General features: G+C 66.4%; 13 protein-coding genes and 1 pseudogene. 9 read left to right on the plus strand and 5 right to left on the minus strand.

Features of this window, described 5'->3' with window-relative positions:
• Both ACQR1B_RS12290 and rpiA read right to left on the minus strand, forming a co-directional pair.
• Positions 1–528, minus strand: a complete 528-nt coding sequence (locus ACQR1B_RS12290) for a DUF2059 domain-containing protein (protein WP_434831848.1) — start codon at positions 526–528, stop codon at positions 1–3.
• A gap of 48 nt (positions 529–576) precedes the next feature.
• Entirely contained in the window at positions 577–1,281 is a 705-nt protein-coding gene (gene rpiA, locus ACQR1B_RS12295; RefSeq protein ID WP_434831847.1) for a ribose-5-phosphate isomerase RpiA, read from the minus strand.
• Positions 1,282–1,449: 168 nt separating this feature from the next.
• On the opposite strand from rpiA, the gene ACQR1B_RS12300 reads away from it, so the two are divergent.
• The 3 genes from ACQR1B_RS12300 to moaA all read left to right on the plus strand — a co-directional run bounded on the left by ACQR1B_RS12300 (position 1,450) and on the right by moaA (position 4,062).
• Positions 1,450–2,139: an HAD family hydrolase gene (locus ACQR1B_RS12300; protein WP_434831846.1), complete on the plus strand. Its 690-nt coding sequence runs from the start codon at positions 1,450–1,452 to the stop codon at positions 2,137–2,139.
• A 351-nt stretch (positions 2,140–2,490) separates the two neighbouring features.
• Positions 2,491–2,892, plus strand: coding sequence for a hypothetical protein (locus ACQR1B_RS12305; protein ID WP_434831977.1), 402 nt, complete (start codon positions 2,491–2,493; stop codon positions 2,890–2,892).
• Positions 2,893–3,030: 138 nt separating this feature from the next.
• Positions 3,031–4,062 carry a GTP 3',8-cyclase MoaA gene (moaA, locus tag ACQR1B_RS12310; RefSeq protein WP_434831845.1) on the plus strand — a complete coding sequence of 344 codons (1,032 nt, stop codon included), beginning with the start codon at positions 3,031–3,033 and terminating at the stop codon, positions 4,060–4,062.
• Positions 4,063–4,108: 46 nt separating this feature from the next.
• Here moaA and ACQR1B_RS12315 read toward each other — a convergent pair whose 3' ends face one another.
• Complete coding sequence (locus ACQR1B_RS12315; RefSeq protein WP_434831844.1) at positions 4,109–4,336, minus strand: hypothetical protein; 228 nt, start codon at positions 4,334–4,336, stop codon at positions 4,109–4,111.
• Between the two features lie 136 nt (positions 4,337–4,472).
• Between ACQR1B_RS12315 and ACQR1B_RS12320 the strand changes: the two genes are divergently transcribed.
• Genes ACQR1B_RS12320 through ACQR1B_RS12330 form a run of 3 tightly spaced genes read left to right on the plus strand, consistent with a single transcriptional unit; the run spans position 4,473 to position 6,914 of the window.
• Positions 4,473–5,597, plus strand: coding sequence for an acyl-CoA dehydrogenase family protein (locus ACQR1B_RS12320; protein ID WP_434831976.1), 1,125 nt, complete (start codon positions 4,473–4,475; stop codon positions 5,595–5,597).
• Position 5,598: 1 nt separating this feature from the next.
• Positions 5,599–6,339: a PIG-L deacetylase family protein gene (locus ACQR1B_RS12325; RefSeq protein WP_434831843.1), complete on the plus strand. Its 741-nt coding sequence runs from the start codon at positions 5,599–5,601 to the stop codon at positions 6,337–6,339.
• A complete protein-coding gene (locus ACQR1B_RS12330; RefSeq protein WP_434831842.1) occupies positions 6,336–6,914 on the plus strand; it encodes a class I SAM-dependent methyltransferase in 579 nt (192 codons plus the stop codon). Before ACQR1B_RS12325 ends, ACQR1B_RS12330 begins: the two co-directional genes overlap by 4 nt.
• On the opposite strand, the gene ACQR1B_RS12335 is transcribed toward ACQR1B_RS12330, so the two are convergent.
• Positions 6,841–8,025 carry a glycosyltransferase gene (locus ACQR1B_RS12335; RefSeq protein WP_434831841.1) on the minus strand — a complete coding sequence of 395 codons (1,185 nt, stop codon included), beginning with the start codon at positions 8,023–8,025 and terminating at the stop codon, positions 6,841–6,843. The genes ACQR1B_RS12330 and ACQR1B_RS12335 overlap by 74 nt on opposite strands.
• A gap of 227 nt (positions 8,026–8,252) precedes the next feature.
• Here ACQR1B_RS12335 and ACQR1B_RS12340 point away from each other — a divergent pair, with 227 nt between their 5' ends.
• On the plus strand, positions 8,253–8,933 hold the full coding sequence (locus ACQR1B_RS12340) for a spermidine synthase (protein ID WP_434831840.1): 681 nt from the start codon (positions 8,253–8,255) through the stop codon (positions 8,931–8,933).
• A gap of 69 nt (positions 8,934–9,002) precedes the next feature.
• Here the strand turns inward: ACQR1B_RS12340 and ACQR1B_RS12345 are convergent, their stop codons facing one another.
• Positions 9,003–10,766, minus strand: coding sequence for a tannase/feruloyl esterase family alpha/beta hydrolase (locus tag ACQR1B_RS12345; RefSeq protein WP_434831839.1), 1,764 nt, complete (start codon positions 10,764–10,766; stop codon positions 9,003–9,005).
• Between the two features lie 240 nt (positions 10,767–11,006).
• Between ACQR1B_RS12345 and ACQR1B_RS12350 the strand changes: the two are divergent.
• Together ACQR1B_RS12350 and ACQR1B_RS12355 are read left to right on the plus strand one after the other, a co-directional pair.
• A pseudogene (locus ACQR1B_RS12350) lies at positions 11,007–11,221 on the plus strand (nuclear transport factor 2 family protein); the annotation flags it as partial.
• A gap of 137 nt (positions 11,222–11,358) precedes the next feature.
• Positions 11,359–12,249, plus strand: coding sequence for a cation diffusion facilitator family transporter (locus tag ACQR1B_RS12355; RefSeq protein WP_434831838.1), 891 nt, complete (start codon positions 11,359–11,361; stop codon positions 12,247–12,249).
• The last annotated feature ends 132 nt before the right edge of the window (positions 12,250–12,381 follow it).

Genomic DNA, 12,381 nt, shown 5'->3' on the forward strand with positions numbered 1-12,381 from the left:
TCAGATCGGCTTGTTGCGCTTGCGCATCTCGGCGCGGAACTGCGCGGTGACGGTGTCGGAGAATTCCGCCGCCCACTGATTCATCGCGCCCATGCTCATCTGGATCGCCTTGGGCTCGGCCGCAAGCAGCTTCTGGCCGATCGTCGATTTGTAGAAGGTGACGAGGTTCGCGATCTCGGCATCGGTGAACTCGTTGCAGTAGATCTGCGCCATCTTCTCGCCGATCTCCTTCTCCTTGCCGGCATAGGTCTGGGCGACCAGCACGGCGACCTCGTCGAGGTCCTTCTGGTAGTTGAGGTTGGACTGCAGCAGCGTCTGCTTGGTCTGCTGCACGATGCCCGGAACGGCATTGGCGTACATGGCGGACGCGTTCTTCATCGTCAGAATCTCGCGCGCGCCGGCCATGCAGGCGGGCGACGCCGGCTTCAGGGCCGACGGCTGGCCCTGCGCCTGCGCGGCAGCGGGGCCCGCCGAGGCCAGGGCCAGCAAAACGCCGGCGGCCGGCAAGATTCTGAACACGCTCTTCATTCCAAGTCTCCTGTGAGATGGCGGCCCAAAGCGCAGATCGTGCTGCGCTCAAGGCCGCTGGATAACGCGAATCCCCTGTGCGCCCGCCAGGATGGCCGTGCTGCCGAGGCCGATGAACAGCCCGTGCTCGACCACGCCCGGAATTGCGCTCAAAAAGCCCGCCAGACGCGGGGGATGCTCGATCTCCCCCAGGCGGACGTCGATAATCCAGTGGCCGCCATCGGTGACGAAAACGTGGCCATCCGCGGACTTGCGCAAGCTCATCGGCCCGGCGACGCCGGGCTTCAAACCGGCCTTGGCGAAGGCCTCGCCGATCTCGCGCTGCGTGGCGGCGAGACCGAACGGGATGACCTCGATCGGCAGCGGAAAGCGGCCGAGCCGATCGACCCATTTGCTGTCGTCGGCGATCACGATCATGCGATCCGAGGCGCTGGCGACGATCTTCTCGCGCAGCAGCGCCCCGCCGCCGCCCTTGATCAGGTCGAGCGCCGGATTGATCTCGTCGGCGCCGTCGATGGTGATGTCGAGCCGGTCGATCTCGTCGAGCGTGGTCAGCGGCACGCCGCAGGCTTCCGCCTGCGCCCGTGTCGCTTCCGAGGTCGGCACGCCCACGATCTTGAGCCCGGCGCGCACCTTCTCGCCGAGCAGATCGACGAAATGCTTGGCCGTCGATCCGGTGCCGAGGCCGAGGCGCATGCCGCTTTCGACCTCCTCCAGCGCACGCGCCGCCGCCTTCCGCTTCAATGCGTCCATGTCGACCAAGAAACCCGCCCTCTTTCGGATGGCCCCCGTGGGTGCCGAAAACCGGCGCATATCTAGCGGTGTTTTGCCGCGCGGCCTAGCTCCCGTCCGTCACGAAGTCCGACAAAAAGCTTGAGGCTGGCCCTTGCAAGGCCGTGGCGCGACCGGTAGCGGATAGCGATGCGCATCTCCAGCACTATCGTCTTCGATCTCGACGGCACCCTGGTCGACACGGCGCCGGACCTCATCAGCGCGCTCAATCACATATTGCAGCGCGAAGGCCTGCGGCCGCTGCCACTGGCCTCGGCCCGCAAGATGATCGGGCACGGCGCACGCAAGCTGCTCGAGCGCGGGCTCGAGGCGGAGGGCCGCTTCGCCAGCCCCGCCGAGATGGAGCAGCTGACGGTCGATTTCATCGATTTCTACGCCGAGAACATCGCGGTCGAATCGCGCCCCTTCGAGGGATTGGAGGCGGCGCTCGACGAGCTGGCCTCCCGCGGCTGCCAGTTCGCGGTGTGCACCAACAAGCTGGAGTGGCTGTCGAAGCGGCTGCTCGACCAGCTCGGCCTGTCCTCCCGCTTCGCCGCGATCTGCGGGGCCGACACGTTCGGCGTCGCCAAGCCGGATCCGGCGATCCTGCGCCAGACCATCGCGCAGGCCGGCGGCGAGATCGGCGCTGCGATCATGGTCGGCGATGCCGGCACCGACGTCGGCGCCGCCCGCCGGGCCGGCGTGCCGGTGATCGGCTGCACCTTCGGCTATACGGATGTGCCGATCGCCGAGCTGAACCCGGACCACCTGATCGACCACATGCGCGAGCTGCCGGCCGCGGTCGCAGCGCTCGGCCCGACGCTCAAGAACGGCGGCTGATCCTCGCGACTGGTCGAACGGGAGCACAGAGTCGCGCCGCTCTCAGGAGCAGATGTGTCGCCTTGCTGCAACTTGCGACAGCTGCCCGTCGCTTGCGGCCCGACTGCCACATCGCCTTCTAACCCTCTGCCCTGGCAAGAGAAAGCCGACCTCGCCGGACATTAACGTTCTGTTGAGAATACGGTTGACCACAGTTGCGCCGCTGTTCTGACGCCCTTATGGTCGCGATGGGATTGCGGCCGATGGCCGCAGGTTTGTGGGGCGGACATCATGATGCGGCGTGTCATCGCAATTGCGGTTGCGGGAGCCGGCTTGGCCGGTTGCTCGTCCTTCTCCATGGACAGCTTCAAGTTGGCCGCGCCCGAGGTTCCCGTGCAGCTCGACTCGGTGCCGCCGGGCGCGGAGGCGAAGACGTCGCTCGGACCGGGCTGCCGAACGCCCTGCACCGTTCAGGTGCCGGCGCCCGATGGCGGCTTCAGCGTCACCTTCACGATGGACAAATACCTGCCGGCGACGGTCCCGGTGCAGGTGATCCGCAACACTGGCGACTTCAACAATTCGCCGCCCGTCGTGATGGATCCGAGCCCCGTCGTGGCCGAGCTGCAGCCGGCGCCGGCGGTGCCGAAGGCGGTCAAGCACATGCGGCCGAAAAAGCCGAAGCCGCCGAAATCCGCGACAGCGCCGGCGGCCGCCGCACCCGCCACGACCGGGTCGGCGTTCCCCGCCCCGGTGCCCGGCGCCGCGCGGCAGTAGGCGCGTTTGCGGCGCAGCAACGATGGGGCAGCCTGCGCGATTGTGAGGCGGGCCGATTGTGACTACATTGCCTCTTAACCACCCGGCCGCGTCACATGCGGCTGCCTCGTGGCGTCGCAGCCACCTGCAAGGCCTTCCATGACCGCTGAAACGTCTGATGACACCGCCCTGACGCGCCCGATGACCGACCCGTTCGGCCGTCGCATCAGCTATCTGCGCGTTTCAGTCACCGATCGCTGCGACCTGCGCTGCTTCTATTGCATGTCGGAGGACATGACCTTCCTTCCGAAGGCCGACCTGCTGACGCTCGAAGAGCTCGACCGTCTGTGCTCGGCCTTCGTCCACAGGGGCGTGAAGAAGCTGCGGCTGACCGGCGGCGAGCCGCTGGTCCGGCGCAACGTCATGAGCCTGGTGCGCTCGCTGTCGCGGCATCTCAAGAGCGGCGCGCTCAGCGAGCTGACGATGACCACCAACGCGACTCAGCTTGCCAAATATGCGACGGAGCTCGCCGATTGCGGCGTCCGCCGCATCAACGTCTCGCTCGACACGCTCGATCCCGACAAGTTCCGCACCGTCACCCGCTGGGGCGATCTCGACCGTGTGCTGGCCGGCATCGAGGCGGCGCGGGCCGCCGGGCTCGCCGTGAAGATCAACGCGGTCGCGCTCAAGAACATGAACGAGGACGAGATTCCCGAACTGATCGGCTGGGCGCACGGCAAGGGCATGGCGCTGACCCTGATCGAGGTGATGCCGATGGGCGAGATCGGCGAAGGCCGCATCGACCAGTATCTGCCGCTGTCGCTGCTGCGCAGCCGGCTGGCGCAGAAATACACGATGACCGATCTCGACGAGACCACCGGCGGCCCTGCCCGCTACGTCCGCGTCGCCGAGACCGGCGGCACGATCGGCTTCATCACGCCGATGACGCATAATTTCTGCGAGAGCTGCAACCGCGTGCGCATCACCTGCACCGGCACCCTGCACACCTGCCTCGGCCACGAGGACGCCTCCGACCTGCGCAAGCCGTTGCGCGCTTCGGTGACCGACGAACAGCTGAACCAGGCGATCGACCGCGCCATCGGCCTGAAGCCGAAGGGCCACGACTTCATCATCGACCGCCGCCACAACCGCCCGAGCGTCAGCCGGCACATGAGCGTGACCGGCGGCTAGCTGCGCGCTCTTTGACTTCTGCCTGTGCGGCCGGCGGCCCTCGAACTCAGCGGCCGCGAAAATAGAGCTGCACCTCGGCCAGGGCCTTTTCCGGGCTGTCGAATGACGAGCCGGCAAAGCTCTTCATCGGGCTCCAATGCGGCCCCTCGGGGGCGATCTCGCAGCGGCCGCTGAAATTGCGAATGATGCGGCCGATGATCTGATCCCGCTCCACCCATTTCAGCCACCGGATGTGACCGTGAACGTTGTCCGGGTCGAGTTGAATCGTCGCCATGCCCTGCCCGATCCTGTTCGCGCGAACCGCCATCGTCAATGACATGACAGGGGCAATGTTCCTCGCAATCCGGGAACGATCGGCTGTTCGCTGACTTCACAGAGTCGTCGTCAGTCCAAGTCCCGGAGAGCAGGCCATTTTAGCCCGTAACGAACCAGCGCGTCATCGCGGCCAGACTCTCCTCGACCGGGCGCAGCAGTTCGCGGCGCTGATGTTCGATGCCGCCGCCGACACCGACGAGCGGGCTGTCATCGGTGACCATCTATGGGCCGAGTTTCGCCGCTGTGGGTTGGCGATGTCGCCATTTCCCGCAGATCTCGGCGGCGACGGCCTCTGCAGACCTGAGCGCTCCGGCGAGCTGTGCGCCGTCCTGCGTCGTCTCGGATCGGCGGATCTGTCGATTGCCCGGCTATTCGAAGGGCACGTCAACGCGGTTTCGCTGGTCGACCGCTACGGCGACCGCGATCAGTTGCGGGCGCTCGCGGAACGCATTGCCGCCGGCGGTCTGTCGGCGGTGTGGGGCGCGAACGATGCCAAGGGTCTGCACGTCGACGGCGAACGCGGTGGGACGCTGCAGGGCAGAAAGATCCTGTGCTCGGGCGCCGGCTTCGTGACCGATCCCCTGGTCACCGCGACGGCCCCGGACGGCCAGGTGCTCTGCCTGTTGCGCCTGACGATGGACGAGACGACCGATCTGTCGGGTTGGCGAGCGCAGGGAATGCGGTCGACGGCGACGGGCGCCATCGACCTCTCCGGCATCGTCGTCACGTTGGCGAACATGATCGGCCGGCCCGGCGACTTCATGCGACAGCCGTTCTTCTCGGGCGGCGCGTGGCGGTTCTGCGCGGCCCATGTCGGCGCGACCGAACGTCTCGTCGAGCTGTTCAGGACCCATCTCCTGACGATGAAGCGCGGCGAGGATCCGTTCCAGCTGCAGCGCCTCGCGCAAGCCGTTGCGTCCGCCAAGACCGCACGCTACTGGGTCGAGGAGGCGGCGCGGCGGCTGGCGATCGACGAGATCGATGCCGCCCGCGTCGTCGGATATGCCAATTTGACGCGCATGGTCACCGAGCGCTGCGCGCTCGACGTGATGGAGATCGTGCAGCGCGGCGTCGGCCTGACGTCCTTCATTCGCCCGCATCCGATCGAACGCGTCTCGCGCGACCTCGCGACCTATCTGCGCCAACCCGTGCCCGACCTCGCGATGAGCGACGGCGCCCGGGCGTTCCTGACCTCGCCCCATGCCGTCGGAGATTTCTGAGGTGCGCGCCGACCGCTATTTCGAAGCGCTGCGGAGCTGTCCGGTGGTCACCGTCGATGAGCTCGTCCAGGGACGTCCGTTCGTCGTGCTCTCTCCGCATCCGGACGACGAGACGCTCGGCGCGGGCGGCCTGATCGCGGAATCATGTGCCGCGGGCGGTGAGGTCGACATCATCGTCGTGACCGACGGCTCGGGCTCGCATCCGCGATCGCAGCAATATCCGCGCGAGAAACTGGTCGCGCTCAGATATGCCGAGGTCCACGCCGCCGGCCGTGCGCTCGGGCTGCACGAGGACAGGGTCACGTTCCTCGGACTGCGCGATACGATGGCGCCGATGTCGGGCCCGGACTTCGACGAGGCGGTGCAGACGACGCTGGACGTCGTCAGACGTTCCGGAGCGGGTGCGTTGTTCGTCACGTGGGAGGGCGATCCGCATTGCGATCACCAGGCGTCGGCAGCGCTGGCGAAGGCGGTGCGCCGATCGAGCCCCGGGCTGAAGCTGTGGGCATATCCGGTCTGGGGATGGCACCTCGTCGCCGATACCGAAATGCAGCAGCCGCCGCCGACCGCCGTCCGGATCGACATCTCGTCCCATCGCGACCGCAAGCGCGCGGCGATCGACGCCCACGCGTCGCAGATGACCGGTCTGATCGGCGACGACCCGGATGGATTTCGATTCAACGACACGTCACTGGCGCCGTTTCTGGGACAGTTCGAATATTTCATCGAGGTGCCGTCGTGACCCGAAAAGCTGCAACCCTTCCGCCGGACTATTTCGAGGACAAGTACAAGGCCGACATCGATCCCTGGCGGTTCAGGAGCAGCGCGTATGAGCAGGAGAAGTACCAGGCAACGCTGTCGTCTCTCTCCAGGCGGCGCTACGCGAATGCGCTCGAAGTCGGCTGCTCGATCGGTGTCCTGACCCGGCTTCTCAGTGCGCGTTGCGCTCACCTGCTGGCCATCGACACGTCGGTGACGGCACTCGAGGCCGCCCGATCGGTCAATGATTCGAACGTCAGCTTTCGCCGCGCGACCCTGCCTGCCGACTTTCCGGACGGGCCATTCGATCTGATCGTTCTTTCGGAGGTGCTGTATTATTTCGCCAAGCCGGACCTGCAGCTCATCGCGCAGTCCTGCCGCGCGCAGATCGCGCCGGACGGCGAGATCGTGCTGTGCCATTGGCTCGGCGAGACCGACTATCCGCTGACAGGGATCGACGCCAGCGAGCTGTTTGCCGAGTTCATCAAACCGGCACTGCCCGTTCGCGCGATCCTTCATGATGAGACCTATCGCCTGGAACGCTTTTCGGCTGCGTGACGCTCGGCCTCAAATGCCGCACGATCATCCTGGCGATGGCGATCTGTCGCGGCAGATCCGACGGACGCAGCGGAGTGCCGCGTTTCAACGCCGGGCTGAGGTCGCACACCGCCTCCCAGGCATCCTCGAACGTCCGCGTCGCCAAACGGTCGAAGGTGCGGATGATCTCGCGCGACGTTCCCAAGCCGGCGGAGCGGCGGCCTGCGGACGGGCCACGACTCCATCGCTCCCGCAAAATCCCTTTGCAAAGGGCGCGGCGCGTGGCCTGTAGCGCCGGCTCGAGATCGTCGTCGCAGGGCGCGTCGGGATGGCCGTGGCGATGGCGCATCGTGTCGGCCGCGCCGCCGCTGGCCCGCCCGTCGAAGCGGCACGAGGTGGCGACGGACACATCCATCGCGTGGCGCACCTTCAAGCCGGCCCGCTCGAGCGCCACCGTCAGCGCCGCGTCTTCCCCGACGGGACGCGGCGGCAGGCCGCCGATTGCGGCGTAGGCGGCCGCGGTCACCGCCAGGCTGGCCCCGGAGGAGACGCGGTGGGTCGGCCAGGGATCGTGCGGCCGCGGATCGCAACGCGCATCGATTTCGGCGATGTAGCGCAGATACGTATCTTCCAGCCGCCCGCGGGCCAGAAATCGGTCGCCGAGAGCGACATACTCGGCCGGAATCGCATCGATGTAGCCGGCGACGCAGTCGACACCCTTGTCGAACGCGCGCAACGTGGCTGCAAACCACGTCGGTGACACCCGGCTGTCGGCATCGGTGGTCAGAATCAGGCCGTGGAGCGGCGCCACCTCGGCAAGCCTGATCGCGGCCAGATCCATCGCGCGCTTGCGCGCCCACCCCGCATTTCGCCGGGCCGCGGGCATGTCCTCCTCGGCGACTACGACCGGGTGCGGAATAGACCGCGCCGCCTGCCGCGCAACGGCGGCGGTGTCGTCGGTGCAGCTATTGGCGAAGACGAGAATCTCCAGGCTGCCCCGCGCGATCGGAGCGCCGGCTTCGTCCCGCTGCATGGCCAGGGCCGCAAGACAGCCGGCGATGTCGGATGCCTCGTTCTGAGCAGGGATGGCAACGACGGCCAGCCGCGATTGCGAAAGAATGCCTAATTTCATGGGTATTCTGCTATCTTCCTCGATGCTGCGCCCCTTGCTCAATCACCGGGGGACTGCTGGGTTCCTCTCAGGACACGGCGCTGCGACCGGCCGCACGATCGGGCAGAACGTCCCCCCGCATTGTGGTAGTCAGGCGAATCCCCTCCCGGCAGACCGCGGCGACGACGGACCGTCGGCGTCGCCGGAGGCCTGCCGAGGCTCCACAGATAAACCGATGTGAGACGCGTGTGATTCCCTGGAAACTGATCGACACCGCAGACGTGCCCGGCGGCGGCGAGCCGCTGCGCCTGATGCAGCGCGGCAAGGAGTTCACCATCAAGCTCGGCCAGAACGAGCTGATGAGCAGCCGGCTGTACGGATCGGAAGAAGCGCTGGCGACGTTGAGCTGCGCCCGGCTCAAGGCGCGCCCTGCCCCACATCTGCTGATCGGCGGCCTCGGCATGGGCTTCACCTTGCGCGCGGCGCTGAAGGTGCTGGGGCAGCAAGCGCGCATCACCGTCGCCGAGCTGGTGCCGGCGGTGATCGCCTGGGCCCGCGGGCCGATGGCCGAATTGTCCGGCGAGAGCCTCGCGGATGCACGCGTCGACATTCGCGAGACCGACGTCGTCAAGCTGATCGCCGCGGCCCGCAGCGCCTATGATGCGATCCTGCTCGACGTCGACAATGGCCCGCAGGGACTGACCCGGCAATCCAATGACGCATTGTACGATCCCGCAGGCCTGCGCGCCGCATTCACGGCGCTGCGCCCAGGCGGTGTGCTGGCGGTGTGGTCGTCACACCCGGACGAGCGCTTCGCCCCGCGCCTGCACAAGGCCGGCTTCGCCGCCGAGGAGATCAAGATCCGTGCTACCGGTAAAGGTGGCGGCGGCGCGCGTCACGTGATCTGGATCGCGACGAGGCCGGCCTGATGGCGATCCGGCACACCGCGGAGACTGGCGCGGACCCGTAGCCGCTTCACGCCGCTGGAGCGCCTGCCATTACCGCCCGTCATTCGGGTCATGGTCATGGTGCCCTTCATGCCCGACGCAGGTGAAGTTCGCCGCGTCGTCGGTGCTGCCGCTGCCATTGTACTTTGCGATTTTGGGGAAGACGCAGAGCGGACGCGTCATCTGCACATTGGGCGCGGTGTCGTCGACGTATTTGGTCGCTACGACGGACCTGGGCGGCGTGCCGTTCTCGACCCAATCCTGCAGCGCGGGAAGGAAAGCGAACGAATTGGGGCCGGGTCCGCCGTTGCAGTGATACATGCCCGGCACCATGTAGAGGCGGGCGTAGCTCTGGGTCCGCCGGAGCGCAGGATGGCTCTCGTCGCCGCCGAAGCGCGCCTCCTCGACACGGGTGTCGCCGTGTCGAGGGGACTTGAATTGAGAACCGTCGAAGGTCACCAGCGCGTTGAAATAGTCGATCGTGTTCTGCGGCATCACCAACTCATCGGCCCAGCCCTGATACATGATGAGCCTGCCGCCGCGCGCCCGGAAGGCACTGAGATCGGCGCTCGTGGCGTTCAGCGGCTCGGCCAGCATCGCTTCCACGGTCGGCAAGTCGCGATGAATGTCGAAATTGGTGTGGTTGATGGTGCTGCCGGGCTGGCCAAAGGTCGGGCCATACACCCAATATAGCGGGCCATCGAACAGCGGCTCCGGAAGCTGCTCCTTGAGCAGGAGACCTTTCGCGGACAGATCTTCGGTCTCGCTGCCCGGCGCAAAGCCCGGAACGATTCTCTCGCCGGTCACGGAGTCGACCGTGCCGGCATAGTAGTTCTGCATCGTCGTGACCTGCTCGGCGGTCAGGCATGCCGGTGGAACATCGCCGCCCGTGCATTGCAGGACCTCCGGATCGAACCGGCAGTGGCGCGGGTCCGTCAGGAACTGGTCGCTTTGAACGCCGCCATCCCGCCCCGCGCATTTTGCCAGGACGGCCTTGTTGATCAGCGCCATCTGACCGGCCTGGATCATTCGGCCCGGGGTCGCATGTGTGTTGCGCCACCCGAGCGGCGTCGTCGCGTAAAGGTGAGTGCGATTGTAGGCGGGCGCGCCGACCAGGATGCCGTCATAGTCGTCCGGATAGCGCTGGGCCTCCATCAGTCCGCTCTGCCCCCCGGTCGAGCAGCCGAAGAAATAGGCCTTGGTCGGACTCTGCTGATAGAATGCCTGAATGATCTCCTTGGACCGCAGGGTCATCAGGTGAACCGCCCGGTGACCGAAATCCGCGATGCGCTCCGGATGTCCGTACAACCCGAGGCTCGGAGTGGCCGTATCCCCCAGAGCGATGGCGAGCGCGTTGCCCTTGTTGCCGTCCGATCCGCAGTAGTGCACGGTGCATCCGGAAGTTCCGGTTCCGAGCCCCGTATAGGCAACCGCATATCCGGCCTTCAGGCGGTAGGCGAGCCCGCTGTAATCGTAATAGCCGCCGAAGCCACCACTGCCGAGACCAAGGAATCGCCCGTTCCACATGGTGGCCGGCAGCCAAACCTCGACCTTGATCGATGAATCCAAAGTCGGCGCGATCGTCGCGGCCACGCGGCAGAAGGCCGGCAGGCCCGTGATGGATTGGGCCGGATTCGTCCCCGGAATGGTGAAGATTCCGCCCGTGACGTCGGTGGCCAACGTGATGGTGGTCTGCTCGAGCGCGAGCGTCTGCAGATTGGCGCACGGTGTTGCCGCAGCCGGCGTCGCGATCGCCGCGACTAAAGCCAGGATGCCCAAGATCAGGCCGACGAGACGCCCTCGAAGCATGTCCATTGTCCCCCACCTCGCAGTTTCGGCTGACCGTGCAGATCTGCCATTCCACAACATAAGGTCGCATGGGATTATGAAGCTTAGAAGTCGGCGATGCTGGTCTCACAACAATTCTGCAAACGATTTTAAACTGTATCAACATGTACGTCGGTCGAGCGAGGTGCCCGTCGCAAGCGAACACGCTGCGCCGGCGGTTGCAGAGCCTGCGGATGTCTGCCTCGAACGCGATGCACGCGGCTCAATAAGCGCTTCACGGTGCGGCGGATCATCGGTGGCGGCGATCTCTGGGTGACCGAACTGGTCCTGACCTATGACGGGATCCCCTCTCACGTCGTGAGCATCATGGAGTTCCGAGACGGCGGAGTGGCGCACGAGACGCAATATTTCGGCGCCCGTTCGATGCAGCGGCCTCGCGCGCGCAACTCGTCGAGCACGTCGGCGCTGCCACCTCAATCTGACGGGTGATGAGCCGCCGGCGATGACGTGATCGACGGTGTCCTTCGATCACATGTCCACTGCACCGGACCGTCGGCGACGAGGACATCATTGCGTTCTTCCGCCGCCTTGAGTACCCGGAGGTTCGGGTGAGGACACCATGCATTCGCAGTCGCTCAAGCTCGCCATCGGCAGCCTCGTGGTTGGGACGCTCGTCCTCGGCCTGAAGTTTTTCGCGTATTGGATCACCGGCTCGGTCGCGCTCTACTCCGATGCGCTCGAGAGCATCGTCAACGTCGTCACAGCCGGCGTGGCGCTGTTGGCCGTGCGGATTGCGGCCAAGCCGGCCGACGCCAACCATCCGTTCGGCCACCACAAGGTGGAGTATTTCAGCGCGGTGATCGAAGGCGTCATGATCATCGTCGCGGCGTTGCTGATCGTCCACGAGGCCTACGGCAACTTCTTCAATCCGCAACTGCTGTCGGCGCCGGTCGAGGGCCTCGCCGTCAACGGGCTGGCCAGCGTGGTCAACGCCGTGTGGTGCTGGCTGCTGATCACGCGCGGCAAGCGGCTGCGCTCTCCGGCGCTGGTGGCGGACGGCCGGCATCTGCTGACCGATGTCGTCTCCTCGGGCGGCGTCGTCATCGGCCTCGGCCTTGCGGTCGTGCTGCAGCTGCCGATCCTCGACCCGGCCCTGGCCGTGCTGGTCGCCGTCAACATCCTGTGGTCGGGATGGCATGTCCTGAAGGAATCGACCGGCGGGCTGATGGACGAAGCGGTCCCCGATGCCACGCTGGCGCGCATCCGCCAGATCATCAGCCAGCACGCGGACGGCGCGCTGGAGGCGCACGACGTACGGACACGGCATGCCGGCAAGATGACCTTCATCGAGTTTCACCTCGTCGTTCCCGGCCAGATGTCGGTTCGCGAGGCGCACGACATCTGCGACCGCATCGAGGCGGCCCTGCGCGAGGACGACGAGCACAGCTCGATCACCATTCACGTCGAGCCCGAAAGCAAGGCCAAGCGCTCCGGCGTGGTGGTCCTCTAGCTCGGCTAGACCGCAGGCCAAGGTGCTGGGCGGCGCTGCGGCCCGAGGCTCGGCCGTCTCACGCGCCGCGTGTCACGCCCCGGGGACGGTGCTGCGGCCTGCGACAGGCTGTGGCGCAGCGTCGCCACTGGC

The organism is Bradyrhizobium oligotrophicum (assembly GCF_051168495.1).
Classification (GTDB): domain Bacteria; phylum Pseudomonadota; class Alphaproteobacteria; order Rhizobiales; family Xanthobacteraceae; genus Bradyrhizobium; species Bradyrhizobium oligotrophicum_A.

Coding starts and splice junctions, on each gene's coding strand:
- ACQR1B_RS12355 (WP_434831838.1), top strand. CDS start 11,359: ATGCATTCGCAGTCGCTCAAGCTCGCCATCGGCAGCCTCGTGGTTGGG.
- moaA (WP_434831845.1), top strand. CDS start 3,031: ATGACCGCTGAAACGTCTGATGACACCGCCCTGACGCGCCCGATGACC.
- ACQR1B_RS12300 (WP_434831846.1), top strand. CDS start 1,450: ATGCGCATCTCCAGCACTATCGTCTTCGATCTCGACGGCACCCTGGTC.
- ACQR1B_RS12290 (WP_434831848.1), bottom strand. CDS start 528: ATGAAGAGCGTGTTCAGAATCTTGCCGGCCGCCGGCGTTTTGCTGGCC.
- rpiA (WP_434831847.1), bottom strand. CDS start 1,281: ATGGACGCATTGAAGCGGAAGGCGGCGGCGCGTGCGCTGGAGGAGGTC.
- ACQR1B_RS12315 (WP_434831844.1), bottom strand. CDS start 4,336: ATGGCGACGATTCAACTCGACCCGGACAACGTTCACGGTCACATCCGG.
- ACQR1B_RS12335 (WP_434831841.1), bottom strand. CDS start 8,025: ATGAAATTAGGCATTCTTTCGCAATCGCGGCTGGCCGTCGTTGCCATC.
- ACQR1B_RS12345 (WP_434831839.1), bottom strand. CDS start 10,766: ATGGACATGCTTCGAGGGCGTCTCGTCGGCCTGATCTTGGGCATCCTG.